32 protein-coding genes are annotated in these 24,701 nt (G+C 58.4%); 24 read left to right on the top strand and 8 right to left on the bottom strand.

Annotated features, from left to right (window positions below; genetic code table 11):
- Nucleotides 1–6: 6 nt before the first annotated feature.
- Entirely contained in the window at nt 7–882 is an 876-nt protein-coding gene (gene dapA / locus BK662_RS31295) for a 4-hydroxy-tetrahydrodipicolinate synthase (RefSeq protein WP_123360791.1), read from the bottom strand.
- A 393-nt stretch (nt 883–1,275) separates the two neighbouring features.
- Here dapA and BK662_RS31290 point away from each other — a divergent pair, with 393 nt between their 5' ends.
- From BK662_RS31290 to BK662_RS31265, 6 genes are all read left to right on the top strand, one after another.
- A complete protein-coding gene (locus tag BK662_RS31290; protein ID WP_007895507.1) occupies nt 1,276–1,974 on the top strand; it encodes an AzlC family ABC transporter permease in 699 nt (232 codons plus the stop codon).
- Nucleotides 1,974–2,285 carry a branched-chain amino acid transport AzlD family protein gene (locus tag BK662_RS31285; protein ID WP_162830927.1) on the top strand — a complete coding sequence of 104 codons (312 nt, stop codon included), beginning with the start codon at nt 1,974–1,976 and terminating at the stop codon, nt 2,283–2,285. The genes BK662_RS31290 and BK662_RS31285 overlap by 1 nt, the downstream gene beginning before the upstream one ends.
- Nucleotides 2,286–2,353: 68 nt before the next feature.
- Nucleotides 2,354–2,512, top strand: a complete 159-nt coding sequence (locus tag BK662_RS35005; RefSeq protein WP_185047213.1) for a hypothetical protein — start codon at nt 2,354–2,356, stop codon at nt 2,510–2,512.
- Nucleotides 2,513–2,853: 341 nt separating this feature from the next.
- Nucleotides 2,854–3,801 carry an ABC transporter substrate-binding protein gene (locus BK662_RS31275; RefSeq protein ID WP_123360789.1) on the top strand — a complete coding sequence of 316 codons (948 nt, stop codon included), beginning with the start codon at nt 2,854–2,856 and terminating at the stop codon, nt 3,799–3,801.
- 168 nt (nt 3,802–3,969) lie between these two features.
- Entirely contained in the window at nt 3,970–4,869 is a 900-nt protein-coding gene (locus BK662_RS31270) for a polysaccharide deacetylase family protein (RefSeq protein ID WP_123360788.1), read from the top strand.
- Nucleotides 4,870–5,064: 195 nt separating this feature from the next.
- Nucleotides 5,065–5,316 carry a DUF1652 domain-containing protein gene (locus BK662_RS31265; RefSeq protein ID WP_123360787.1) on the top strand — a complete coding sequence of 84 codons (252 nt, stop codon included), beginning with the start codon at nt 5,065–5,067 and terminating at the stop codon, nt 5,314–5,316.
- Here BK662_RS31265 and BK662_RS31260 read toward each other — a convergent pair.
- Complete coding sequence (locus BK662_RS31260; protein ID WP_123360786.1) at nt 5,313–6,203, bottom strand: LysR family transcriptional regulator; 891 nt, start codon at nt 6,201–6,203, stop codon at nt 5,313–5,315. The genes BK662_RS31265 and BK662_RS31260 overlap by 4 nt on opposite strands.
- Nucleotides 6,204–6,330: 127 nt before the next feature.
- Between BK662_RS31260 and BK662_RS31255 the strand changes: the two genes are divergently transcribed.
- From BK662_RS31255 to BK662_RS31215, 8 genes are all read left to right on the top strand, one after another.
- Entirely contained in the window at nt 6,331–7,491 is a 1,161-nt protein-coding gene (locus BK662_RS31255; RefSeq protein ID WP_185047212.1) for a muconate cycloisomerase family protein, read from the top strand.
- Nucleotides 7,492–7,501: 10 nt separating this feature from the next.
- The gene (gene catC / locus BK662_RS31250) at nt 7,502–7,792 is read left to right on the top strand and encodes a muconolactone Delta-isomerase (protein WP_007936026.1); all 291 of its coding nucleotides are present in this window, start codon (nt 7,502–7,504) and stop codon (nt 7,790–7,792) included.
- A gap of 55 nt (nt 7,793–7,847) precedes the next feature.
- Entirely contained in the window at nt 7,848–8,777 is a 930-nt protein-coding gene (gene catA, locus BK662_RS31245) for a catechol 1,2-dioxygenase (RefSeq protein ID WP_123360784.1), read from the top strand.
- A gap of 192 nt (nt 8,778–8,969) precedes the next feature.
- Complete coding sequence (locus BK662_RS31235) at nt 8,970–9,929, top strand: AraC family transcriptional regulator (RefSeq protein WP_123360783.1); 960 nt, start codon at nt 8,970–8,972, stop codon at nt 9,927–9,929.
- 245 nt (nt 9,930–10,174) lie between these two features.
- A complete protein-coding gene (benA, locus tag BK662_RS31230; RefSeq protein ID WP_123360782.1) occupies nt 10,175–11,539 on the top strand; it encodes a benzoate 1,2-dioxygenase large subunit in 1,365 nt (454 codons plus the stop codon).
- Nucleotides 11,536–12,024: a benzoate 1,2-dioxygenase small subunit gene (gene benB / locus BK662_RS31225; RefSeq protein ID WP_123360781.1), complete on the top strand. Its 489-nt coding sequence runs from the start codon at nt 11,536–11,538 to the stop codon at nt 12,022–12,024. Before benA ends, benB begins: the two co-directional genes overlap by 4 nt.
- A gap of 10 nt (nt 12,025–12,034) precedes the next feature.
- Complete coding sequence (gene benC / locus BK662_RS31220; protein ID WP_123360780.1) at nt 12,035–13,048, top strand: benzoate 1,2-dioxygenase electron transfer component BenC; 1,014 nt, start codon at nt 12,035–12,037, stop codon at nt 13,046–13,048.
- A gap of 204 nt (nt 13,049–13,252) precedes the next feature.
- Complete coding sequence (locus tag BK662_RS31215; RefSeq protein WP_123360779.1) at nt 13,253–14,026, top strand: 1,6-dihydroxycyclohexa-2,4-diene-1-carboxylate dehydrogenase; 774 nt, start codon at nt 13,253–13,255, stop codon at nt 14,024–14,026.
- Between the two features lie 45 nt (nt 14,027–14,071).
- On the opposite strand, the gene BK662_RS31210 is transcribed toward BK662_RS31215, so the two are convergent.
- A complete protein-coding gene (locus tag BK662_RS31210) occupies nt 14,072–14,434 on the bottom strand; it encodes an NUDIX hydrolase (protein WP_123360778.1) in 363 nt (120 codons plus the stop codon).
- 220 nt (nt 14,435–14,654) lie between these two features.
- On the opposite strand from BK662_RS31210, the gene BK662_RS31205 reads away from it, so the two are divergent.
- A complete protein-coding gene (locus tag BK662_RS31205; protein ID WP_123360777.1) occupies nt 14,655–14,873 on the top strand; it encodes a DUF2188 domain-containing protein in 219 nt (72 codons plus the stop codon).
- Nucleotides 14,874–14,924: 51 nt separating this feature from the next.
- On the opposite strand, the gene osmE is transcribed toward BK662_RS31205, so the two are convergent.
- Entirely contained in the window at nt 14,925–15,284 is a 360-nt protein-coding gene (gene osmE, locus BK662_RS31200; protein ID WP_123360776.1) for an osmotically-inducible lipoprotein OsmE, read from the bottom strand.
- Between the two features lie 11 nt (nt 15,285–15,295).
- Entirely contained in the window at nt 15,296–15,535 is a 240-nt protein-coding gene (locus BK662_RS31195; protein ID WP_123360775.1) for a hypothetical protein, read from the bottom strand.
- Between the two features lie 89 nt (nt 15,536–15,624).
- On the opposite strand from BK662_RS31195, the gene BK662_RS31190 reads away from it, so the two are divergent.
- The 4 genes from BK662_RS31190 (at nt 15,625) to BK662_RS31175 (ending at nt 17,951) form a co-directional block, all read left to right on the top strand.
- Nucleotides 15,625–16,851, top strand: coding sequence for an RtcB family protein (locus BK662_RS31190; RefSeq protein ID WP_123360774.1), 1,227 nt, complete (start codon nt 15,625–15,627; stop codon nt 16,849–16,851).
- Nucleotides 16,852–16,955: 104 nt separating this feature from the next.
- Complete coding sequence (locus BK662_RS31185; protein WP_123360773.1) at nt 16,956–17,192, top strand: hypothetical protein; 237 nt, start codon at nt 16,956–16,958, stop codon at nt 17,190–17,192.
- A gap of 75 nt (nt 17,193–17,267) precedes the next feature.
- The gene (locus BK662_RS31180; protein WP_123360772.1) at nt 17,268–17,603 is read left to right on the top strand and encodes a hypothetical protein; all 336 of its coding nucleotides are present in this window, start codon (nt 17,268–17,270) and stop codon (nt 17,601–17,603) included.
- A 117-nt stretch (nt 17,604–17,720) separates the two neighbouring features.
- On the top strand, nt 17,721–17,951 hold the full coding sequence (locus BK662_RS31175; protein WP_123360771.1) for a hypothetical protein: 231 nt from the start codon (nt 17,721–17,723) through the stop codon (nt 17,949–17,951).
- A 263-nt stretch (nt 17,952–18,214) separates the two neighbouring features.
- On the opposite strand, the gene BK662_RS35635 is transcribed toward BK662_RS31175, so the two are convergent.
- Nucleotides 18,215–18,409, bottom strand: a complete 195-nt coding sequence (locus BK662_RS35635) for a hypothetical protein (protein WP_008074997.1) — start codon at nt 18,407–18,409, stop codon at nt 18,215–18,217.
- Nucleotides 18,410–18,597: 188 nt separating this feature from the next.
- Between BK662_RS35635 and BK662_RS31165 the strand changes: the two genes are divergently transcribed.
- Both BK662_RS31165 and BK662_RS31155 read left to right on the top strand, forming a co-directional pair.
- Nucleotides 18,598–18,792 carry a hypothetical protein gene (locus tag BK662_RS31165; protein WP_030130625.1) on the top strand — a complete coding sequence of 65 codons (195 nt, stop codon included), beginning with the start codon at nt 18,598–18,600 and terminating at the stop codon, nt 18,790–18,792.
- Between the two features lie 715 nt (nt 18,793–19,507).
- On the top strand, nt 19,508–19,762 hold the full coding sequence (locus BK662_RS31155; protein WP_123360769.1) for a hypothetical protein: 255 nt from the start codon (nt 19,508–19,510) through the stop codon (nt 19,760–19,762).
- Between the two features lie 195 nt (nt 19,763–19,957).
- Here BK662_RS31155 and BK662_RS31150 read toward each other — a convergent pair whose 3' ends face one another.
- Both BK662_RS31150 and BK662_RS31145 read right to left on the bottom strand, forming a co-directional pair.
- Nucleotides 19,958–20,374: a CBS domain-containing protein gene (locus BK662_RS31150; protein ID WP_038982771.1), complete on the bottom strand. Its 417-nt coding sequence runs from the start codon at nt 20,372–20,374 to the stop codon at nt 19,958–19,960.
- 74 nt (nt 20,375–20,448) lie between these two features.
- Complete coding sequence (locus BK662_RS31145; protein ID WP_123360768.1) at nt 20,449–21,159, bottom strand: SOS response-associated peptidase family protein; 711 nt, start codon at nt 21,157–21,159, stop codon at nt 20,449–20,451.
- Nucleotides 21,160–21,368: 209 nt separating this feature from the next.
- On the opposite strand from BK662_RS31145, the gene BK662_RS31140 reads away from it, so the two are divergent.
- From BK662_RS31140 to hemN, 3 genes are all read left to right on the top strand, one after another.
- On the top strand, nt 21,369–21,812 hold the full coding sequence (locus BK662_RS31140) for a CopD family copper resistance protein (RefSeq protein ID WP_038982768.1): 444 nt from the start codon (nt 21,369–21,371) through the stop codon (nt 21,810–21,812).
- Between the two features lie 117 nt (nt 21,813–21,929).
- On the top strand, nt 21,930–23,276 hold the full coding sequence (locus BK662_RS31135; protein WP_123360767.1) for an oxygen-independent coproporphyrinogen III oxidase: 1,347 nt from the start codon (nt 21,930–21,932) through the stop codon (nt 23,274–23,276).
- 22 nt (nt 23,277–23,298) lie between these two features.
- The gene (hemN, locus tag BK662_RS31130) at nt 23,299–24,687 is read left to right on the top strand and encodes an oxygen-independent coproporphyrinogen III oxidase (protein ID WP_123360766.1); all 1,389 of its coding nucleotides are present in this window, start codon (nt 23,299–23,301) and stop codon (nt 24,685–24,687) included.
- The last annotated feature ends 14 nt before the right edge of the window (nt 24,688–24,701 follow it).

The raw sequence follows: 24,701 nt of genomic DNA, 5'->3' as shown, positions 1-24,701 counted from the left end.
TGTGCTCTATCGATTGCGGTTTTCGAGCACTGCCAGTACTTCTTTCAAGCGCACCGCCGTGGCTTCGCTGCTGCATTGCATCGGCGCGCGCAGCTCGTCGTGGATCAACCCCTCAAGGGCCAGGGCGGTTTTCACCGGGGCGGGATTGGGCTCGATGAACAGGCTGTGAATCAGCGGCAGCAACTGGAAGAAGGTCGTTCGGCCGGCCGCTAACCGGTTATCGCGGATCTGTTGATACAACGTCACGAACAGCTCGGGATGAACATGGGCCGAGGCGGCAATCGCGCCTTTGGCTCCCAGGCATAATGCGCCGAAGATCTGGTTGTCTTCACCGCATAGCACGTCGACTTTGCCGCTGGAGAGCAGCGCAAGCGTGGTGGCTGGATTGCCGCCGCAGTCCTTGATCGCGACGATCCGATCATGGCCGACGATCCGGAGCAAGGTTGCCTGCTCGAAGGCTATGCCGGTGCGATAGGGAATGTCGTAGAGAATGACCGGGACGCTGGAAGCATCGGCGACGGTCTTGAAAAAGGCTTCAAGGCCGGCCTGGGACGGGCGGATGTAGTACGGCGGCGGAACCAGCAAACCCGCCAGAGAACGTTTGAGGATTTCGCTTTGAAATGTCAGCAACTCGGCAAGGTTGTTGCCGGCCAGGCCCATGACCACACGTTCTGGCGGAACCTGCTCCAGCACCGCATCGAGCACTGCCAATTGCTCATGTTTGCCCAGCGCCGCGGCTTCCCCGGTGGTGCCGCAGACTACAATGCCATCGACGCCTTTTTCCAGCAGATGACTGACCAGCCGCCGCAACCCGTCGAAGTCGATCGCTCCATGCTGAAACGGCGTAACGATGGGAACCCAGATACCTTGAAACGATGACATGCACTTTCTCCTGAAGGTTGACCGATTTCGTCACCGTCAGAAGCGTAGAAGGAAGTCAGCAAGAAGGAGGGAGTGTCCGCCGCGCTCAATGTCCTGTCAGCTCATCTGACGGGACAGCGCGCCCCGGTCACATGAGCGACTGTTTCTTCGATTTAAGGGCGTGCGCAACGCAACCTTGCGCCTTGGCATTCAAGCCAATGACGACAGTGTTGAGGTTGAAGGTTGCGGACATGGTTGCTTACACCCTGAATGAGGTGCTCAGTTTTAAAAGTCGGCGCGATGTTTGTCAATCTCGATAATCAGCACCGGTTGCGGGCAAGTGCGCAAGATTGTTCAAGCCATCCACCGCGACTGCTGGCACAGTCTGGGGTCTTTCCCTGGTTGTAGAGCGTTATGTCCAACTCACTCATGCCGCGCAGTGCATTCCTTCGCGGTGCCGCGGCCATCATGCCGTTGTCCCTGGCGACCGCGCCTTGGGGGTTGCTGGCCGGTTCCATGGCCATCGAGGCCAATCTCACACCGCTGCAAGGCCAGGGGCTGTCGAGCATCGTGTTTGCCGGCGCGGCTCAATTGGTCGCCATCGGCATGCTCAAGGGCGGCGCCGGGGTCTTTTCGATTCTGTTGACCACGTTGTTGCTGACCTCCCAGCATCTGCTTTACGGGATGAGCATGCGTTCGGTGATTTCCCCGTTGCCGGGCCGCTGGCGTGTGGGGCTGGGCTTTTTGCTCACCGACGAGTTGTTCGCCCTGACCAGTCAGCATGACAAGCAGCAGTTCAATCGTTGGTACGCCCTGGGCGTGGGCCTGACGTTCTACATCGCGTGGAACCTCTTCACCCTGGCGGGCATTGTGCTGGGCAGCAGCATTCCGGGTCTTGAACACCTGGGGCTGGACTTCTCTATCGCGGCGACCTTTATCGCCTTGATCACACCCGTGGTGCGCAACGTTCCGACGGTGGTCTGCGTGGCGGTCTCGCTGTTCTGTTCGGTGCTGTTCAGCTATTGGCAATGGGGCTCGGCCCTGGTGTTGTCGGGGTTGGCGGGCATGACCGCAGGCTTTATCTGCAACAAATTCTATGTGGGGCGCACATGATGGTCTGGGCTGTGATTATCGGGATGGGCCTGCTGGTGTTCCTGAACCGCTACGTATTTCTTGAGCCTCGGCTGCCGGTGCGCTTGAGCAGCAATGCCCGGCAATTCCTCGGTTTCGCGGTCCCGGGCATGCTTACAGCAATCTGCGGACCGATCGTGTTCATGCCCGACAAGCAGCTGAACCTGCAGTGGGACAACCCCTATCTGATCAGTTCGCTGGTGGCCGTGGGACTGGTGCTTTACACCCGCAACACCTTGCTCAGCATGTTGTTGAGCATGGGGTTCTTCTTTTTGCTGCGATGGTGGCTCTGAGTCGTCCCATCCGAAACTGTTCTACGCTTAAAAATAGATGACTGATCTTTTGAGGAAGGGAGGTGGACATGGCCACTGAACCAAAGCATCCGGACCCGGATGAGGACATCGATGAACCGACGGAGGAAGAGCTTGAGCAGCAGAGGCGTTCGAGGCCGGACTGGAAGCATCCCGACGACGGTAAAGAACTGTCGGACCGCGACCAGGAGCGCCCGCTGAAGCCCTGACCGGTCCGCACATATCCAAAAGCCCCGCCATAGATAGCGGGGCTTTTTAATTTCAGCAGCCTGAAATGCAATCCCCTGTGGGAGCGAGCCTGCTCGCGATGAGGCCATAACATTCAACATCAATGTCGGCTGTTACATCGCCATCGCGAGCAGGCTCGCTCCCACAGGTAAGACAATGTGTGGCTGCAGACAGAGAATGTACCGGGAAATGCAGTCTGTTGAGCCAGTGTTGCTGGGTAAACACTCTCTGTTCCCTGTCATGAGCTTATGCATAAATAGAATTTAAATCTGCCTCTGTAAGAGCGCTATGGTCTATAAAAATAACCCTCCAGGAGCCCCTGATGAACCTGTCCCAATACCTGCGCGGTCTGTTGGCCAGCGCCCTGTTTGCCGCGCCTTTGACCTACGGCGCCGACCCCGTGGTGTTGCACGTCGGCGATCAGAACTACTACAACATTCGTGCGTCGGTGGAGGCTTCGGGTGTGCTGCAAGGGGCGCCCTATAGCGTCGACTGGAAGCACTTCCAGGCCGCTGCGCCGTTGGCCGAAGCGCTGAATACCGGCGCGTTGGACCTGGGTTTTCTCGGCGATTCGGGGTTTCTGTTTCTGGCCGCCAAACAGGCACCGGTCAAACTGATCGGCGTGTCGCGGCAGAACCCGGACACCATCGCCTTGCTGGTGCCAAAGGATTCGCCGGTCAAGACCATCGCCGACCTCAAGGGCAAGAAAGTCGCGTACTGGCCCGGCGCCTGGAGCCAGCAGCTGACCTTGCGCGCTCTGGAGCAAGCCGATTTGCCGGAGAACTACGTCGACTTCATCAAACTGATGCCGATTGATGCAGCCGCCGCGTTGCCCCAAGGCAGCATCGACGCGTTTCCGGTCTGGGAACCCTACATTTCCCAGCAGATACTGTTCTCCGGCGCTCGACCGATTCTCACCGCCAAAAACCTGATGCCGGGCCTGAGCGCCATCGCCGCTTCGACGCCTTCGATCGACAACAAACGCGAAGCCATTGCCGACTTCCTGGTGCGCCTGAAAAAGGCCCGGGCCTGGGTCGACAGTCATAGCGACGAGTACGCCGATCTTTGGGCGAAAAAGGCCAACCTGGACCAGAACGTCTCGCGCCATTGGCTGCGCCAGGCCCACATGACTGTCGGCCCGGTGGATCAACAAGCCGCAGCAGATCTGCAAAGCACCGCAGACTTCCTGTTCAAGGTCAAGGCATTGCCGGCCGCCCTGGCGACGGCACCGATTATCGACAGCTCGTTCCAGCAGGCGCTGGCGCAATAACCAAAAATCGAAGGCATAACGCGAGTCCGGGAGCGGGCGCCGGAACCAAACACTGTGTACCCTTATCCAACCCCGGCTCGCAGCGATTTGCGGGCCGGTCCAGGGATAATGGGCGAAGGATTTTTGCCGTTAAACGTGATAACCGCAAGGTCTGGTCCAAGGCTAAACATGAAGCAGCTGGTCAAGGTTTTCTCCGCGTTCGCCATCGCAGTCGGCCTGTTTGGCTGCATCGCCGCGCCCATTGAAATGACGCCGCAGACGCAACAGCGTTTGCGCGTGCAAGCGCCGATCCGCTTCCTGCTGACTTTTGATGATGGGCCCAGCGCGTCCGGTTTTTACAACCCGACCGTCACCGTGCTCGATAGCCTCGCGCGTAATCCGCTGCAACCCGACATTAAAGCCGTATTCTTCGTGCAGACCCGTGACTCACGCGCCGGCGGCAGTGAAGCGGGTCGACAAATCATGCGTCGCGAACACGCCGAAGGTCACCTGCTGGGCTTCCACACGGCCACGCCCCGGCACACCAACCATCGTTCACTGGACCCGGAAGAACTGGAGCAGTCGCTCACTGATGGCAGTGCAGACATCGCCGCGATCAGCAAAGCCTCGCCGACCCTGGTGCGTCCGCCGTTCTGGAACTACGACAAACGCACCTTCGCGGCCTATCAACAGCATGGTATGCACGTACTGCTGACCGACCTGAGCGCCAATGACGGCAAGATCTGGGGCTTCAACGCCAGCCCTCGGCGGCGGGCCAATATGCTGCGGCAACTATCCGAAGTCCGCGAGCGCATTGCCCTCGGCGAGTTGCCGACGGTGGACGGGGTGATTCCGGTGGTAGTGACCTTTCATGACCTGAATCGTTATACCGCTTGGCATACCCGGGAATACCTGCAAATCCTCCTCGACAGTGCCAGTGCCACAGGTCTGGTCACGGCGCAGAAACCGTTTTACGACGACACGGCAGCACTGCAGCGGGCGGCCATGGCGCGTACTGTCCGTGACAGTTCTGAGGCGGTTGAGTTGCCAGGGATCTGGAACTGGTTGTGGGACGGGGATGCTCACTGAGGGGTGTCGGGATGATGTGTAGCGGCGTAGGAGCTGCCGCAGGCTGCGATCTTTTGATTTTCAGCGGTTTCGACAAATGCCGAAAATCAAAAGATCGCAGGCTTCGCCAGCTCCTACGAAACTCGCTGGCGTGTTGCGCTAGTTGACCTACTCTGAGTGGATCCAATCGGAAAACCGTCCCCGAGGGCGCCCGCCATGGTTCCAGTTCCCCAGCTTTGCAGCATTGTGGAGTCCGGTTTCAAACCGCTGTCCTGCGAATGCACCGTGAATCGCGATGAAACATTGCGGATCAAGGTCTTCGATCACACCACCGGGCGGATTGAGCTGTTGATCACCGGCGTATCACCCGACGAGTTGACCAGTGTCCGCGATATTTCCAACCTGATCGGCGAACTTCGCACAGAAATGCGCGCCGGGCGCCGAGCCTTCGCCGGGGTAATGGCCTAGAACCTGTCGCGCGGCAGCAGTTCATCGATCATCTGCAAACAATGATTCAACCCCGGCGATACATCGCCCACGCGCCTGCTGAGGATGATCGGCGAGGTCGCGTTGTCTTCCAGTACCGGGGTGAAGCCAATGTCGTCGCGGTGCAGCAACTGCACTGAGGCTGGTACCAACGTCACTCCGATTCCCGCCCCCACCAGACCGATTGCTGTTTGCAGCTCGTTGGTCCATTGCGCCACGTTGATGTGTACGCCATAGGATTCGAATAACGCGATCACATGATCGGCGTAACTGGGGCGCGGGTTGCCGGGGTAGAGCACGAAGGGTTCTTTTGCCAGTTCACGAAGGCTGATGGGCCCGGCCAGTAGTGGATGGCCGGCGGGGAGGGCGGCGACCAGCCGGTCTTCAGTCAAAACAGTCTGGATGATCGCCGGGTCGTCAATGCGAATTCGCCCGAAGCCGATATCGATGCGCCCGGCCTTGAGCGCCTGCACCTGCTGCAACGTGGTCATTTCCGAGAGCCCCAACTCAAGCGCCAGCGGCTCACCGCTGCGCAGTCGGCGAATCAGTTCCGGCAACACGCCATAGAGGGTCGATGGCGCGAAGCCGATGCCCAGCCAGGTCTTTTCACCCAAACCAATCCGTCGTGTGTTGTCGCAAACCTTGGCCAACTGTTCGAGCAGGGCGGTGGAATGTTCATGGAAAAACCGCCCGGCGTCGGTCAGCTTCAGCGGTCGGCCGCGCTCCAGCAGAAGCACCCCGAGTTCATCTTCCAGCTGCTGGATCTGCCGGCTCAGCGGCGGTTGGGCGATGTGCAGCAGTTCGGCGGCGCGGGTGAAGTTGAGGGTTTGAGCCAACACCTGAAAATACCGCAGGTGACGCAGTTCCATGAGGCCTCCGGACGTTGATCTGTTAAATACCTTTAAGGTATCGAGCCAGACCAATTCTATATTGGCCGCCCGGAAAAAGCCGTACGAGAATCCGTTCCAGAACTTTAAGAACCTGACGGGTATCGACATGCGTGCAACTGCCATTGAATCGATCGAGACGATCATCGTCGATCTGCCGACCATTCGCCCGCACAAGCTGGCGATGCACACCATGCAGAACCAGACCCTGGTGATCATTCGTGTGCGCTGTGCCGACGGCATTGAAGGTGTCGGTGAGTCGACCACCATTGGCGGTCTGGCCTATGGCAACGAAAGCCCGGACAGCATCAAGACCAATATCGATAAACACTTCGCGCCATTGTTGCTTGGCCAGGACAGCGGCAATGTGAATGCTGCGATGTTGCACCTGGAGCGCAGCATTCGTGGCAACACCTTCGCCAAATCGGGTATCGAAAGTGCCTTGCTCGACGCCCAGGGCAAGCGCCTGGGCCTGCCGGTCAGCGAACTGCTGGGTGGCCGCGTTCGCGATGCGCTGCCGGTGGCCTGGACCCTCGCCAGCGGCGACACCGCCAAGGACATCGCCGAAGCGGAACAAATGCTCGACCTGCGCCGGCACCGGATCTTCAAGCTGAAAATCGGCGCAGGCGAGGTCAACCGCGACCTGGCCCACGTCATTGCGATCAAAAAGGCGCTGGGCGATCGCGCCAGCGTGCGGGTCGATGTCAATCAGGCCTGGGACGAAGCGGTCGCGCTGCGGGCCTGCCGGATCCTCGGAACCAACGGTATCGACCTGATCGAACAACCGATCTCGCGCAATAACCGCGCCGGCATGGTGCGCCTGAATGCCGTGAGCCCGGCGCCGATCATGGCCGATGAATCCATCGAGTGCGTAGAGGACGCCTTCAACCTGGCGCGGGAGGGCGCGGCTTCGGTATTCGCCCTGAAAATCGCCAAGAACGGCGGCCCACGCGCCGTGCTGCGAACCGCCGCGATTGCCGAGGCGGCCGGTATTGGCCTGTACGGCGGCACCATGCTTGAAGGCGGTATCGGCACGCTGGCCTCGGCCCATGCCTTTGTCACGCTGAACACACTGAGCTGGGACACCGAGTTGTTCGGCCCGCTGCTGCTCACCGAAGACATCCTCAGCGAGCCATTGGTCTACCGCGATTTCCAACTGCACGTCCCGCAAACACCGGGGCTGGGCCTGGCTCTGGATGAAGAGCGCCTGGCGTTTTTCCGTCGGGACAAAATATCCACTGCCATATCCACTGCCGTTCATCAAGCCTGAGGAGGGCATCATGCTGTTTCACGTAAAAATGACGGTGAATTTACCGGTCGACATGAACCCGGAACGCGCCGCTCAGCTCAAGGCCGACGAAAAAGCCCTGGCCCAGCGCCTGCAAGAGCAAGGCAAGTGGCGTCATCTGTGGCGCATCGCCGGGCTCTATGCCAATTACAGCGTGTTCGATGTCGACAGCGTTCAGGAACTGCACGACCTGCTGATGCAATTGCCGCTGTACCCGTACATGGCCATCGAGGTCAACGCGCTGTGCCGGCATCCTTCTTCCATTCGCGAGGATGACCGCTGAACCCAGCCTGTTCAGTTCGCTACGCTAATAATTACAAGATAAGGAACCCACTAAAATGAACGTCAAGATTTCCCATACTGCCAGTGCCCAGAAATTTCTCGAAGACGCCAGCGGTCTGCATAACGAAGCCGGCGACCCGCGGGTCAAGGCGCTGATTTACCGCATCCTGCGCGATTCGGTGAACATCATCGAAGACCTCGCCGTGACCCCGGAAGAGTTCTGGAAAGCCGTCAACTACCTCAACGTGCTGGGCGCGCGTCAAGAGGCCGGGTTGGTGGTGGCCGGGCTCGGTCTGGAGCATTACCTCGACCTGCTGATGGATGCCGAAGACGAGCAGGCCGGCAAGGCCGGCGGCACACCGCGGACCATCGAAGGGCCGCTGTACGTGGCGGGTGCGCCACTGTCGGAAGGCGAAGCGCGGCTGGATGACGGCGTCGATTCGGGTGTGGTGCTGTTCATGCAAGGCCAAGTGCGCAACACCGCCGGTGAACCGTTGGCCGGCGCGGTGGTGGATGTCTGGCACGCCAACACCGGCGGCACCTATTCGTACTTCGATACCACTCAATCGGAATTCAACCTGCGTCGTCGTATCGTCACCGATGCCGAGGGCCGGTATCGTTTTCGCAGCATCGTGCCGTCGGGCTACGGCTGCCCGCCGGACGGTCCGACCCAGCAATTGCTCGATCAACTGGGCCGTCATGGTCAGCGGCCGGCGCACATCCACTTCTTCATTTCGGCAGCGGATCATCGTCACCTGACCACCCAGATCAACCTCGACGGCGATCAGTACCTGCACGACGATTTCGCCTATGCCACCCGTGATGAGTTGATTGCCAAAATCACCTTCAGCGATGATCCGCAGCGTGCGGCGGTCCACGGTGTCAGCGGGCGTTTTGCTGAAATCGACTTCGATTTCACCTTGCAGTCCTCCGCCCAGCCTGAAGAGCAGCAACGCCCCGAACGGGTTCGCGCGCTCGAGGACTGATACCCTCGACCAGCCGAACCTTTGTGGGAGCGAGCCTGCTCGCGAAAGCGGAGTGTCAGTCAACGTTGATGTTGAAGCTGACGGCCCTTTCGCGAGCAGGCTCGCTCCCACAGGTCGGTCAACTGACACATCGAGGCGACCACTGCCCTGGAATGGCCTGACGCAATCAACAATAACAATGAGAGTGAACCGATGATGCAAGCGCAATTGTTGAGTCATCGCAGCAGAGTCTTCGACCATGCCGACCCCTACGCGGTGTCGGGCTACGTCAATCAGCACGTCGGCAATCATTGCCTCCAGATGCCCAGGGCCGGCCGGCCGCTGGCCAGCCTCGATCATCGCAAATTCGCCAGCCTCGACCTGTGCCGCATCAGTTACGGCGCCAGCGTGCGGGTCATGTCCGGCGCGCTGGACAGCATCTATCACTTGCAAGTGCTGCTGCGCGGCAACTGCCTGTGGCGTGGCCATGGTCAGGAACATTACTTCGCGCCCGGCGAGTTACTGCTGATCAACCCTGACGATCCGGTGGATCTGACCTATTCCAGCGATTGCGAAAAATTCATCCTGAAAGTCCCCACGCGGCTGCTGGCGTCGGTATGCGAAGAGCAGCGCTGGCGGTATCCGGGGCAGGGCATACGGTTTCTGGAGAACCGTTATCAGCTCAATGAACTGGAAGGTTTCGTCGGTCTGCTGGCGATGATTTGCCAGGAGGCCGAGGCCACCGAGCAGATTCCCCGGGTGCAGGAGCACTATGCGCAAATCGTTGTCAGCAAGATGCTTGGCCTGATGAAGACCAACGTCATGCGCACCGATCCCGGCTCACCCTCGGCCACGTTCGAGGCGCTGGTCGATTACATCGCGTGCAACCTCAAGCAGGACATCGACAGCGAAGAACTGGCACGCCAGGCGCGGATGAGCCTGCGTTCGCTGTACGGGTTGTTCGAACGCAACGCGGGGGACACGCCGAAAAACTACATCCGGCAGAAAAAGCTCGAACGTATTCACGCCAACCTGAGCGACCCGACCTGCAACGTGCGCAACGTCACGGAAGTGGCCATGGATTACGGCTTCCTGCACCTGGGTCGGTTCTCCGACAGCTACCGCAAACAGTTCGGCGAATTGCCGTCGGACACCCTGAAGCGCCGCCATTGAACGTGCCCCCAATCCCTGTAGGAGCTGCCGAAGGCTGCGATCTTTTGACTTTGTTTTTAAAAGACAAGATCAAAAGATCGCAGCCTTCGGCAGCTCCTACAGTTTTGTGTCCGCCCGATATGTTACGGGCGTGCGCGATACCCTCTGCACAAAACGGATACAGGTCTGCACCCCGCGGATAGTCCGCTCCATCCCCTCGTCCTAGCATGGCCCTGCCTGAAATAAAAACAATGGAGGCGGCGGCCATGACCCTGCGACCCGAATACCTTCACTCCCTGCTTGAAGAAGACCCTGAGCAGGGCATCTATCGCTGCAAGCGCGAGATGTTCACCGATCCGCGGCTGTTCGACCTCGAGATGGAACACATCTTTGAAGGCAACTGGCTGTACCTGGCGCATGAAAGCCAGATCCCCAACAACAACGATTTCTACACCACCACCATGGGGCGTCAGTCGATCTTCATCGCGCGCAACAAGGACGGTGAACTGAACGCCTTTATCAATGCGTGCAGCCACCGTGGAGCGATGCTCTGCCGGCACAAGACCGGCAACAAGAGTTCGTACACCTGCCCCTTCCACGGTTGGACCTTCAACAACTCCGGCAAGCTGCTCAAGGTCAAGGACCCGGCGGTGGCCGGCTACCCGGCGAGCTTCAATTGCGAAGGCTCCCACGACCTGACCAAAGTCGCGCGTTTCGAATCCTATCGCGGCTTCCTGTTCGGCAGCCTCAGGGCCGATGTCGTGCCGCTGGTTGAGCACCTGGGCGAGTCGGCGAAGATCATCGACATGATCGTCGATCAGTCCGCCGATGGCCTGGAAGTGCTGCGCGGCTCCTCCAGCTATATCTACGAAGGCAACTGGAAACTCACCGCCGAAAACGGTGCCGACGGTTATCACGTCAGCTCGGTGCACTGGAACTACGCGGCGACCCAGAACCAGCGCAAGCAGCGCGAAGCCGGCGATTGCAATCCGACCATGAGCGCCGGCACCTGGGCCAGGCAGGGCGGTGGTTTCTATTCCTTCGACAAGGGCCACATGCTGCTCTGGACCCGTTGGTCCAACCCCGAGGACCGTCCGCTGTACGAGCGTCGCGACGAGTTGGCCCGGGACTTCGGCCAGGCCCGCGCCGACTGGATGATCGAGAACTCGCGCAACCTGTGCCTGTACCCGAACGTGTACCTGATGGACCAGTTCAGCTCGCAGATTCGCATCGCCCGGCCGATCTCGGTCAACCGCACCGAAATCACCATTTACTGCATCGCCCCCAAAGGCGAAAGCGACCACGCCCGGTCGAGCCGGATTCGTCAGTACGAGGATTTCTTCAACGTCAGCGGCATGGCCACCCCGGACGATCTGGAAGAGTTTCGCTCCTGCCAGACGGGTTACCAGGGCAGTGTCACCGCCTGGAACGACATGTCCCGTGGCGCCGAACACTGGGTTGAAGGCGCCGATGACGCGGCCAAAGAGATCGACCTGCACCCGCTGCTCAGCGGCGTGCGTACCGAAGACGAAGGCCTGTTCGTGCTGCAACACAAATATTGGCAGCAAACGATGCTCAAGGCGTTGGCCGCTGAACAGTCCGAACTGATTGCAGTGGAGGCCGTGCAATGACCATTACCTATGACGCCGTGCGCGATTTTCTCTATCGCGAAGCACGCTACCTCGACGACAAACAATGGAATGACTGGCTGGAGTTGTACGCGCCCGACGCAACCTTCTGGATGCCGTCCTGGGACGACAACGACGAGCTGACTGAAGACCCGCAGCGGGAAATCTCGCTGATCTGGTACGGCAACCGCACGGGCCTGGAAGACCGCATCTTCCGCATCAAGACCGAGCGTTCCAGTGCCAGCGTGCCGGACACCCGCACCTCGCACAACCTCAGCAACATCGAGCTGATCGAACAGGCCGACGGGCTGTGCAAGGTGCGCTTCAACTGGCACACCCTGAGCTTTCGCTACAAGACCGTCGACAGCTATTTCGGCAGCAGTTTCTACACCCTGGATGTGCGTGGCGAGAACACGCAGATCTTGGCCAAGAAAGTGATCCTGAAGAACGACTACGTTCGCCAGGTCATCGATGTTTACCACCTCTGAGGCGGCCGTCATGACTCATTCCATTGCGTTCAATTTCGAAGACGGCGTCACCCGTTTCATCGACGCCAATGCTGGGGAAACCGTGGCTGATGCCGCATATCGCCAGGGCATCAATATTCCACTGGACTGCCGCGACGGCGCCTGCGGAACCTGCAAGTGCTTCGCCGAGGCCGGCCGCTACGATTTGGGCGAGGACTACATCGAAGATGCCCTCAGCGCCGACGAAGCGCAGCAGGGTTTTGTCCTGACCTGCCAGATGCGGGCGCAGAGCGATTGCGTGGTGCGGGTGCCGGTTGCATCGGATGTCTGCCGTACCCGTCAGGCCAGTTATGACGCGACTATCAGCGCCGTGCGTCAGTTGTCCGACAGCACCATCGCGCTGTCGATCAAGGGCGAAGCCCTGAGCAAACTGGCGTTTCTGCCGGGGCAGTATGTGAACCTCGGGGTTCCCGGCAGCGAGCAGACCCGCGCCTATTCGTTCAGCTCGTTGCAGCGTGACGGTGAAGTCAGCTTTCTGATTCGCAACGTGCCCGGCGGCTTGATGAGCAGTTTCCTGACCGGCATGGCCAAGGCCGGCGACAGCATGAGCCTGGCCGGGCCTTTGGGCAGCTTTTATCTACGCGACATCCGCCGTCCATTGTTGTTGCTGGCCGGTGGCACCGGTCTGGCGCCGTTCACCGCGATGCTGGAAAGAATCGCCGAACAGGGCAGCGAGCATCCGCTGCATTTGATCTACGGCGTGACCAACGACTTCGATCTGGTGGAACTCGATCGACTCGAAGCCTTCGCTGCACGCATTCCGAACTTCAGCTTCAGCGCCTGCGTGGCCAATCCCGACAGCCGGCACCCGCTCAAGGGCTACGTGACCCAACACATCGAGCCACGGCATTTGAACGATGGCGACGTCGACGTCTACCTGTGCGGCCCGCCGCCCATGGTCGAAGCGGTCAGCCAGTTCATCCGCCAGCAAGGCATTGCGCCTGCGAACTTCTACTACGAGAAATTTGCCGCCAGCGCGGCCTGATTCGTGCAGTTGCGCGAGCGAAGTCGCACACAAATACCGTGCTCGGCAAAGATCCCAATGTGGGAGCGAGCCTGCTCGCGAAGAGGCCGGAACATTCACCTGGGATGTCGCCAGTGATAGCTATCGCGAGCAGGCTCGCTCCCACAGGACAGTGTTTCGTCCGGTACGTCTTAACGGACCGGCATACTTCGTCACGAGGTACACATGAACAGATTTCACGAAAAAGTCGCGTTGATTACCGGTGCCGCCCAGGGCATCGGCCGGCGTGTGGCCGAACGCATGGCCGGCGAAGGTGCGCGGTTGATTCTGGTCGACCGCTCCGACCTGGTGTTCGAACTCCAGAAGCAACTGGGGCAGAGCAGCCAGGTACTTGCCCTGACCGCCGACCTTGAGCAATACAGCGAATGCAGCCGCGTGATGCGCACCGCTGTCGAACGTTTTGATCGCCTCGATGTGCTGGTCAACAACGTTGGCGGCACGATCTGGGCCAAGCCTTTCGAGCATTATGAAGAGGCGCAGATCGAGGCCGAAGTCCGCCGTTCATTGTTCCCTACATTGTGGTGTTGCCATGCTGCGCTGCCGTTCATGCTCGAACAAGGCAGCGGTGCCATCGTCAACGTTTCGTCCATTGCGACCCGCAGCGTCAATCGCGTGCCGTACGGTGCGGCGAAGGGCGGGGTCAATGCGCTGACCGCGTGCCTGGCGTTCGAAACGGCCGGTCGTGGCGTGCGGGTCAACGCAACCGCCCCCGGTGGCACCGAGGCGCCGCCGCGGCTGATCCCGCGCAACACTGCGGAACAAAGTACTCAGGAAAAGCTCTGGTATCAGCAGATTGTGGACCAGACCCTCGACAGCAGTTTGATGAAGCGCTACGGCACGCTGGATGAGCAGGCAAGCGCAATCCTGTTTCTGGCCAGCGACGAAGCCTCCTATATCACCGGCATGATCATGCCGGTCGGTGGCGGCGATCTGGGCTGACGGACTGGCAAGCAACATTGGCCCAATTCTGGATAAACCTGTGACCTACAAGCGACGCTGAAACGCTTTGACGATTCTGAGCGTGGCGTTGCTTGTGTTCAGGTTCTGTACCGCGTCCAACGGATACCAGATGCAGTCAAAGATTTCATTTTGTGGGCGAGCCTCTGCGATGTTTACGACCAACGCCTCGTAGACATGGTGCCGGGTGCTGGCCGTTTCCCACTCCATCAAGTACAGCAGGTCGTCGACCTCAAGCCCTGTTTCTTCGTAAAGCTCTCTTGTGGCCGCGCCCGCAGCAGTTTCGCCAGGCTCGACTTTTCCGCCTGGCAGGGTCCAGCGCCCCCTGGGTTTGCGCACGAGGAGGATATGCCGATCCTGCTCGCAAATGACGGTTGCACGTACTTTCATGGGTTATCCGACTGCCGTTGTCACAAAATAGTCATAAAAATGCAATATTCAGACCGACATCCGCAGAAGTGTCTGCTTCAAGGGTTGGAGTCGACAGGGGGGCTGAAAGTGCAATGAACTGCCGGAATCCTGACGCGACGTCTGGTTGGCACTTCAGTGAAGGTCGGGTGTAAGGTAGTTGAGTCGATCCAGGACTATCACTGCCAAAATGGAGGTGACTATGAGTGTTCCGATGCTGACCAAAATGCACATGAACGGCTACGACGTACTCAGCGTGAACAACGGCCCCTGGCGGGTATGCACCAAAGGTGACCGGCTTGGCGCCTTTGGCAGCAGAGAGGAAGCACTGGCCTATGCGGCTGCGCTTCCCGCCTACCGAGCCCAGTCGGGTAAAGCGTCGCGCAGCCACAAATCAGAAAGCCACAAATCAGACAAATAGTGCGCTTGAAGCCCCGGTTCGCCGGGGCTTTTGACAACGGTCGGCAATGGACTAGTAACCGCCGCCCATCCCGCCCGTGGAGGGGGAATACTCTCTGGCTTTTTGTTGGGTACGACTCCATTGCGCGCAGGTCATGAAACTTTTGTGGTCGACCTTGCCCGTGCCATCGAAGCTGACATTGTAAGGCTGCTGATGGCCGGCCTGGGTCAGCTTGTAGTCAAAGCAGGTGCCAGGTTCCACCGTGCGCTGCGTTATCGATAAAGGCTGGCCGCCAATCTGCTGGACTTGTTCCTTGCTCATGCCGGTCTCGACCTTGGCGACCAGCGGTTGGTCTCGATAAACGTGTGATTCCGTGTTGCAGCCACCTGACGCCGCCAGCACGGCGATCAGCGCGCATAGACGCTTGTTCATGGCAGCGCTCTCTAGTGAGCTTTCGTTCGACTGATGGATTTTGCTTTTACTTCTTCAGCATAGCCCGCCAGTCGCTCTTCATCGCCCTGGAACAACGCGCACAGCCTTAGCGTTGCCTCTGCGTCCACATCATTGCCGGCCTGGCGCAACTGCTCTGCGATACGCAAAAGCTCTACCGCCGACCACCTCAAGTCCGAAGCTACACCTTGCAGGTCGCGCCGAAGTTGCTGTTCATATTCGTTAAGCCACATGATGACCTCCTGCAATTCTCCTACGAAATAGTAATCCCATTTACCTGTCTGGAGCGTTATGTTCGTCTGATCGCAAGAGAGTCGAAATCATGCAACAACCTGTCTACCAACTGCTGGAAGTCGCCAACGGCAAGCCGATCAAACTCTGGACCGAGGGTGTGCCGGTTGAAAGCGAAGCCCGGCAGCAATTGATCAATACCGCGAAGATGCCGTTCATCTTCAAGCACCTGGCAGTGATGCCGGATGTGCATCTGGGCAAAGGGTCCACCATTGGCAGCGTGATCCCCACCGTGGGCGCGATCATTCCGGCGGCCGTGGGGGTGGACATCGGCTGCGGCATGATTGCCGCGCGCACTTCACTGACCGCCGCCGACTTGCCGGACAACCTGCACGGCTTGCGCAGCGCCATCGAGAAGGCTGTGCCCCATGGCCGCACGTTGAGCCGTGGCCACCGCGATGAAGGCGCCTGGAACCACGTGCCTGAGCAAGCCGATCAAGCCTGGGCTGTGCTGAGCCCGCGGTTCAAGGCGATCACCGACAAGTACCCGAAACTCGCCAGCACCAACAACCGTCAGCACCTGGGCACCCTCGGTACCGGTAATCACTTCATCGAGGTCTGCCTGGACGAGGCCAATCGCGTCTGGTTCATGCTGCACAGCGGTTCTCGCGGCGTTGGCAATGCCATCGGGACCCTGTTCATTCAATTGGCCCAGGCGGACATGCGCCAGCACATCGCCAATCTGCCGGACCGCGATCTGGCCTATTTCAAGGAAGGCAGCCGGCATTTCGATGACTACGTCGAAGCGGTGGGCTGGGCTCAGGACTTCGCCCGGCAGAATCGGGCGTTGATGATGCAGGCGGTAATTCAGGCAGCGCGGCAAGTGATCCGCAAACCCTTCGAGGTCGCGCTGGAGGCTGTGAACTGTCACCACAACTACGTGCAGAAAGAGCGGCACTTCGGCGAAGACGTCCTGGTCACCCGCAAGGGCGCGGTGTCGGCAAAGAAGGGCGAGCTGGGGATCATTCCCGGCTCCATGGGGGCCAAAAGCTTCATCGTTCGCGGCCTCGGCAACGAGCAGTCGTTCTGTTCCTGCAGCCACGGCGCCGGTCGGACCATGAGCCGCACCAAAGCCAAAAATACCTTCACTGTCGCAGACCAGATCCGCGCGACCGCTCATGTGGAGTGCCGCAAGGATGCGGCGGTCATCGATGAGATTCCGATGGCTTACAAGGACATCGACAAAGTCATGTACGCCCAGCGTGATCTGGTGGAAGTGCTCCACACATTGCGACAGGTGGTCTGTGTGAAGGGATAGTGATGAAAGGTGCTTCCATTGGTCGGGAACATTAACGCGATTGAAAAGCTCTGCTGTCGTATTGAAGTGAGTGATTTATTCGCTGGGGCGAGGCCATCTTCAAAATGACGACTACCGATGATTTTCGGCACCATGCGCATGAGCTGATCGTTGACCTGGATGCGGCAACCACGGAAATGATGAAACTGATCTCCGCCCATCAGTTGAGCGGCCCGGAATGGGAGCGAATCACGAAATGGCAGCATGAAGCGTATGAGCGTTGGATGACGTACCTGAATGCGAGGTCGTATCCCGCTTCCGGCTCTGGGGCCGAGCCGGGGCAGGGCGAAGCCCCTGTATAAAGACTCGTCAGGTGTCCGCTGGATGTCTGCGCAAGTACAGGCTACATTTCCCGTTTTTCAGGATAGGGAAGCGTTATGCGCATGTTGATAGCGGGAATAGCGGTGGCTGTGTTGGCGGGCTGTTCATTACCCGCATCCGTGGTGCCCGGCGAGCCCAATATCAGCAAATACAGCGCTAAGGCGCCCAAGGAATATGCCGCGTGTGTATTGCCGTTGTGGCGTCAGGACATTCCGGGATCGACGCAATCGGCGATTTCCAATGGCTACCGGATCACCGCACCGAGCGTCATCACAGCTGACGAAATTCTGGTTATCGTGAAGTCGAAGGATGGCAGCCGGGTATCGCTTTACCAGGGGCCACCGTGGGCCAAGTCAGGGGCGCTGCGCCAAGCTGTCCGGGATTGTTTGTAACGCTCGCTTCGTTCATGCATGACGGCCTGTGCCGTATGTCGAAGCCATATGTCGGAATCCAGGAACGGTCATTCCTCAAATAACTTCCAACAGCAAACAGTCTTTGGGAGTTTGGCTATGAATGATGATCGAAAAAAGGCAGCCCTCGATGCCTGGTACCGGCTCTTGAGAGAACCGGAAGCCGGGATGGATTGTGAAGAACACTACGACAAACTGCTGAAAACGGCGGATGAAATGGAGGGCGCCGGGCTCATCAACAATGCCGAATGGCGTGAACTGGTGCGCGATGCACGGGGCGCTTTTTCTGCTTCAATCGATGGTGTCGGGAGTGGAGTCGTCAGTAGATGACTTAAAAATAGTGTGGATATTTAATGAGTTAGGATATTTAGTAACTGGATAGTGAGTCAGAATATCTTGTTACAAGTCGCGCGATTGGGTAATATTGCCCCGCGTTCACCACCACGGTTTATGCATTTTTAAAGCCCAGGCGTCCATCAGCTGCCTGGGCTTTTTTTTGTCTGGAATCTGGAAGGGCTTATGAGCGTGCTGCCGGCAGAGCGCCAGCAGCGTCGATGATGAGCGTGATGGACAAACGTTATTGATGCCTGTTGTTACCCGGCCGGATCAGCCTTGCGACGATCGCTGCCGGATGGGTTGCCAGTGTCAAGAAGCCTCCTCTCTACCAGGACATTTTGCAGGGCCTGGCGTGCCGAAGGGCTTAACTGATGTTCTCTCTCCTTGAGTTCGAGCAAGATGGGGTTGGACCATCCACGATAGGTTTGCTCGGAAATTCGAGTAGATGTCATCTATCTCTCCTTTGATGAATCGCCCGACAACACAGTGGGCGAAGTCCTGTGCGCTAAAAATCCTAGTTGAGGAAACGACTTGTTGCCAGTGAACGGTTTGCAATGAGGTGCCGATCATCCTTCGCGACGGGGGTAGTCCACGATTCGGGCGTAAACTAAAGAGGCTACCTCATCAAAAGGAGCCGCATATGATCGCCGACCAAATGAACAGACAGGAGTCGGAGCAAAGCGCTGTTTGGGATCAATACTTCTGTGCCGCGTTGATTGCGGAAAGCAATCTGACGGCACCGGTGGTTGGAGAAGCCACCCACGAAGACAGGCAGAATCTGTTAATCCAAAGGGCCAAAGCACTCGCCGACAAGATGCTGGAAAACAGAAGATAACCGGAGCCCAGCCATTGCGCTGGGCTCTTCACTTTTTTGAGGTTCTTATCTTTCTTCCAAGTGAACGCTCCTTGGTCGGGGATCGTCTACAGTTGGTAGTTCATGGATACGGAGATCGAACATGAAGTGCCTAATCTGTCAGGCTGTCTCTCACACTGTTCACGCGGCTGGAGACTGGTCAGAAGTCAAATGCCCGGCCGGATGTGGACACTACAAGGTCTCGGCGAACCTTGTGGCGAAAATGAAATTCAAGAACGAGTTCTTTGACATCGAACGCACAAGGCGATGGCTTAAGATGTCCCGCTACGACGAGCCAGTGCCGTTGATATCCACCTACGATTACAACGTTTCCTTATTGCATCGTGACACCGAGGATAGGTCGGTCATCGCGCCGATTCGCTCCAGGCAGCCGCTGACTTCGGATTAGATACCGTTTGTCCTGGCTGTAACCCTGTCCCCGTAGGAGCTGCCGAAGGCTGCGATCTTTTGACCTTCAGCGGCTCCTGAAAGATCAAGATCAAAAGATCGCAGCCTTCGGCAGCTCCTGCAGGGGCTCAGGCAGGCATTGCTCGATCTATCGACAAAAAACAAGCAACCTCCATGGATAGCCCCTGTCGATATCAACATGTCCCCGCTATTCGTCATCACACCCTACGCAGGTTGTCAGCATTGATGGCGGGCTGAAAGCGGCTAACTGAATGATCAGGAGGTGGCTATGAACTGTCCGCTGTGTGGAAACACCAATGCGCTGGAAGATCTTTCGTTCGGGGGCGGCTTGCGCATTTATTGTGAGCCGTGTGGTGGTTTCTATCGGATTTCAACAACCCTGAATGCCTTGGCCGACGGAAAAACCTATGACACCGAGCGCACTCGAGCCCGACTGAAAAAGAAGCGTGAAACCGACAATTTGGAAGACCAAGAGCCGGCGCTGGGCGCGGAGGACAAAGACCTGCTCGTCGAGCCAAACTGATGTGTCGCGCAATAAGCATGCGCCCCAGCGAACGACGCACTGGGTGTGGGAAGGTTATCTTGGCGAGACGGTTGCGGCAGATGTGTGCCGAAGGACTCGCCTGACCCTGAAGCCGGGTTTCGAACGGGATTCCAGGCCAGGCGAGCGTGCCAGATCCAGGCGAGTTTTAATCCTGATGAACGCTTAGCGGCCCGGTTAATGATGAGCCTGTGCCACTCCGCGCAAAACCGTCGCAGCGGCGGATTGAGATCGAGTGCTGGCTATGTTTCCCAGCGATACGACACCAACCAGACGCTTGTCTCGGTTGAGCACGGGCAGGCGACGCAGTTGCACGTCCGCCATGTTCTTTGCCACATGCTCTATGTCTTCATCCTCAAAGCAATAGCGGATGCCGCCAGTCATTACTTTACTGATTGGGGTTTTGCCGGGGAGTCCTTCGGCTACGGCTCTAATGGCGATATCCCGGTCCGTGATCATGCCAATCAGACGTTCTTGCTCCTCAACCATGATGGCGCCGCTATCGATCCTGGCCATCATGTTCGCGGCCTCCTGGATCGTCTGGCTTGGCTTGGCTGTTAAAACATCTTTCGTCATAACTTCCGAAATCTTCATGAAAAGACTCCTTTAAAGTGATGCTCAGTGAATAAGGGCTGCCAATTTTTTCGACTGAGAGGGGAAGGGCGGGTTCAGATTGTTTTGTCTCCACTCGTCATGGTGGCGGAGACAGGCTCTATCAGTTCTGAGCCCTGGTTCCTCACATTGCCCACGGCCATGTCCACTTTGAACCATTCGAAGACGTCGCAGGGTTCGCGTTGCTGCAGGATTATCTGTTCGGCGCGCTCCTTGGGCGTGTAGGGGGCAATCCATTCCCGGGCCAGTTCGGGACTGAGCGTCACAGGCCGACGGTCGTGAATATCTACCATGCCGCCTTCACTGTCCGCAGTGATGATCACGAAGCCGTCATGCTCGTCCGGCTCCTTTTCGTACCTTGGATACTGACCAATTGCGGCGCACAGGATCGGCGCCTGATCCTTGCGACGGATCAGGTACGGCTGTTTCTTCGGACCGCCCTCGTAAACCCATTCGAACCAGTTGTCGATGGCAATAATTGCCCGGTGCGGCCATATCTCCTTGAAGAATGGGTCGTGGGCGACTTTCTCAACCCGGGCGTTGATCGGTGTCGCGTGATCCCTGGCCCAGTGCGGTCGCCAGCCCCAACGTACCCTGTCGGCGTGCAGCATGCCGCTTTCCTCGTGGAACAGGGCGAGCTGAGTCGACGGCGCGGCGTTATAGAGCTCAAGCGGCTGATCACCAGCATTGTTGACCAGGGCGTTGGGCATACTCAGCGCCGCCACGAATTCGTGAACACCTCGATACTGCGAAAGTCGTCCGCACATGGCTGAGCCCTCATGCTGAAGCTTAAGCTTAGACAATAGTTTCAAGGTGATCCTTGAGGCTGTCTAACCCGCATGGCCGCCGCTGGCGTTCGCGACACGCGCCAGGACGCATCCGGGATTCGCGGTTTTCTTGATTGATGTCAATCGCCTGAGTCGACCTGCTCTGTATTCTCTGGAGAAACCGACAGCTGAACTGAGGGCGAAAGATCATGCTCTATCCGCTGTTTCTAACCTTTCATCTGTTTGCCGCCCTGATCTTTATCGGCACGGTGTTCTTCGAAGTCCTTTTTTTGGAAAGCATCCGCAAACAGTTGCCCGCCAAAGTGATGCTGCTGGTCGAGGAAGGTATTGGCCGCCGAGCCCGCACCCTGATGCCGTGGGTGCTGCTGGTATTGTTCGGCGCGGGGCTGGGCATGGTCTGGCTGCGCTATTTACCCGTACTTGCAACGCCAATGGCCTCATCGTTCAGCACCTTGTTGCTGTTGAAAATCATGGTCGCCGTGAGCGTGCTGCTGCATTTCCTGGCAGCCATGTTTTTGTTCAAAAGCGGCCGAATGAACGCTCGATACCTGCATTTCATCCATGGCAGTGTGTTCTGCCATATGGTCGTCATCGTGCTGCTGGCCAAGGGGATGTTTTACCTGACGTGGTGAGCGGCCTTGCCCCAAGGTCTGTCCTGAAAGCACTTGGCTTGCGCTTGATACAAGTCAAGGAGCATTGATCGCCAATCCCGGACACTGTTGATCCGCAGCCAGTCTCGGAGACCTGTCATGCTCGATTTCTCTCACGCCCCCGGCGATCTGATCGCTCGGTGCGATCAGGGCGTACTCGACCCCAACTGCCATGCCGACACGCAAAAGTTTCATGACGGCATCGGCTCTCTGGATTTGCTTCGTGCCTTGCGCGTCAGCCGCCAGAAACGACGCCCGATCGCCCTGAACGTGCAGCTGCCTTCCTGCCTCCAGCCAGCCTTTTGTTCCCCGCGCGATGTCGCCTGCGAGCACGGCGGCATCGAACAGTACCTTCAACGCCTGGAACAGGAGATCGACCTCGTCGGTTGTCATCTGGGCGCGGAGCAACGGGTCGAACAATTTCATCTGAGCGGCGGTACACCCACCATCGCTCATCTGGAACGGCTGATGAGTCATCTGCGTGGCCGATTCAACTTTCTCGAACATGAGTGCGGCGACTACAGCGTCGATGTGGACCTTCACCATACCGATTGGTCGACCATGGGTGCGCTGCGCGACCAGGGATTCAATCATGTCAGCATCGGCGTTCCGGATATCGACACCGACTGTGACATGTCGGTGGCCTGCTACCAGAACCCGGCCCCCATTCATTCACTGATCGATGCCGCCCGCACCTTTGGTTATCGATCGATCAATGTCGATCTGGGTTTTGGTCATGCCTGGCAAACGCCAGAAAGCTTTGCGCTGAAGCTGGCGGCGATCATTGAGCTGGAGCCGGACAGGCTGATGGTGTTCGACTATGCCCGGCCACCACGCCGTTATCGTCCAAGGCTCGGCGACAAGGTCAGGGAACTGTGCAGCCAGGACAATAAAGGCGCGATGCGCCAAATCGCCTTCGAACAGTTGATCGCCGTGGGCTATCACTACATCGGTATGGGGCAGTTTGTGCGGCCCGACGATGATCTGGCGATCGCTCAGGAGCGGGGCCGGTTGCGTCGCACCTGTGACGGTTTTACCCGTCACGGTTATTGCGACCATATCGGCTTCGGTTTGGGTGCCATCAGTCAGATCGATGATTTGTATACGCAAAACACCGATGCAATCGAGCGTTATCAGCAGCAGCTGGACCGGGGCCAATTGCCGACGTGTCGTGGCTGGCGTTTCGAGGCGGGGGATCAGATAAGGCACACAGTCATGGAGCGACTGGCGTGTGATCAAGAGCTGGATATCCGCGCCATCGAGCGGCGCTATGGGCTGATTTTCTCCAGGTACTTTGCATCTGTCTGGCCATTGCTGGAGCAATTGAGTCGCGACGGGTTGATTGAATTGTCGGACCGTTTCATCAGCATTCTTCCCGCCGGCCGGCCGGAAGTGGATGCCATTTGCAACCTGTTTGAAAAGGATTCGGGCAGTGCAAGGCATTAACCCACCTGCGAGTTGATTGATCATGAAACCTGCATTCGATTTCGATCGAGCCCTGGTCGAAAAGTATGACCGCCCCGGGCCGCGCTATACCTCTTACCCCACGGCGCCTCAGTTCCATCAGGCGTTTGCCGTCGACGACTATCAGCGTGCCGCAGCCGACAGCAACCTGGCGGCGGTGCCCAAGCCATTGTCGGTGTATATCCACATTCCGTTCTGCAAGAGCCTTTGCTACTACTGCGCCTGCAACAAAATCATTACCCAGAAAACCCATCGGGCCGTCGAATACCTGACGTACCTCAAACGTGAAATCGTCATGCAGGCCGCGTTGTTCGACAGCACGCGCAAACTCACGCAACTGCACCTGGGCGGGGGCACGCCGACGTATTTGACCAATGAACAGCTGGCGGACCTGATGGACTGCCTGCACCAGGCATTCGATATGGACGACAGCGATGACCATGAGTTTTCCATCGAGGTCGATCCGCGCACCATCAACACCGAGCAGATCCAGTCGCTGCGCCAACTGGGCTTCAATCGCTTGAGCTTCGGCGTGCAGGACTTCGATCCCGACGTACAAGCCGCGGTCAATCGCCAGCAAAGTGAAGAACAGATTTATGCGCTGGTCGCGGCGGCGCGTGAGGTGCAGTTCAAGTCGATCAGCGTCGATCTGATTTACGGCCTGCCACTGCAAACGGTGCAGAGTTTCGACGTCACCCTCGGCAAGATCATCGCCTTGCGTCCGGACCGGATTGCCGCTTACAGCTACGCGCATTTGCCGGAGCTGGTGCGCGCGCAACGGTTGATTCGCCCGGCGGACATGCCGCCACCGGAGCGCAAGCTGGAGTTGCTCGAGCTGACCATCCGCCGTCTGACCGAGGCCGGTTATGTCTATATCGGCATGGATCACTTCGCCTTGCCGGACGACGAGCTGGCGCTGGCCCGCACCCATGGCACCCTGCAACGCAATTTTCAGGGCTACTCGACCCATGCCGATTGCGACTTGATCGGCCTTGGAGTGTCTTCGATCGGCAAGGTCGGCGACAGCTACAGCCAGAGCGTCAAGGAGCTTTCGCAGTACTACGCCCGTATCGATCAAGGTTTGTTGCCGGTGCATCGGGGTTATCGCTTGAGCGCCGACGACTTGCTGCGCCGTGAGGTGATCAGCGACCTGATGTGCCACGGCAGGATCGATTTCGCCAAGTTCGAAGCGGGTCATGGGATTTGCTTCACCGAGTATTTTGCCGATGCGCTGGCACAACTGGACGAGCAGGTGCGTGACGGACTGTTGCGGATTCACAGCGACGAATTGGTGTTGTTGCCGCAAGGGCATTTGATGATGCGCAGTGCCGCGATGGCGTTTGACGCCTATCTGGGAGGGGAGCAAAAAGGCCGGTTTTCCCGCACCGTTTGAGGCTTCGGGCGCTC

Source organism: Pseudomonas frederiksbergensis (genome assembly GCF_003732275.1).
GTDB classification, from domain to species: Bacteria; Pseudomonadota; Gammaproteobacteria; order Pseudomonadales; family Pseudomonadaceae; genus Aquipseudomonas; species Aquipseudomonas frederiksbergensis_H.
This window is presented reverse-complemented; position numbering and strand designations above follow the sequence as displayed.